This is a genomic window from Martinezella calliandrae, assembly GCF_030272695.1.
In the GTDB taxonomy this organism is placed as follows: domain Bacteria; phylum Pseudomonadota; class Alphaproteobacteria; order Rhizobiales; family Rhizobiaceae; genus Rhizobium; species Rhizobium calliandrae.
In genome coordinates, this window is record NZ_JARFYN010000237.1 from 1 (window position 1) to 344 (window position 344).

The 344-nt window shown below is 63.7% G+C and carries 1 protein-coding gene; it reads right to left on the reverse strand.

The features are described 5' to 3' along the window. Window positions 1-344: condensation domain-containing protein (locus PY650_RS36910; protein WP_285885057.1), on the reverse strand; the 344-nt coding region annotated here is incomplete at both ends.

Sequence of the window (344 nt, forward strand, 5' to 3'; positions counted from 1 at the left end):
GGCCTTTTGCACCTGCTGTTCGAACAGTTCGTGGATGCACTGGTCCGACGGGTAAGGCGCCTGCGTCCGGTTCAGCTCCTCCAAAAGGTAGCGGCGCTCGTCAGCCGGCAGGATGTCGATGCGGCCGATCGGCTGGCCTGCATCGGCAACCATCGCCCGCAGCAGCGTCAAAAGATAACCACGCTGGCGCGCGATCGTCGCTTCGTCGAACAGCGCGCTCGCATAACCCAGCGTTCCGGCGATCTCCTCGCCATGCTCGCAAAGGTTCAGTTCGAGATCGAACTTGACCTGATCGAACCCCTCCCCCGCAGCCTCGACGCTCAGCCCCGGCAGGTCGAAGGACC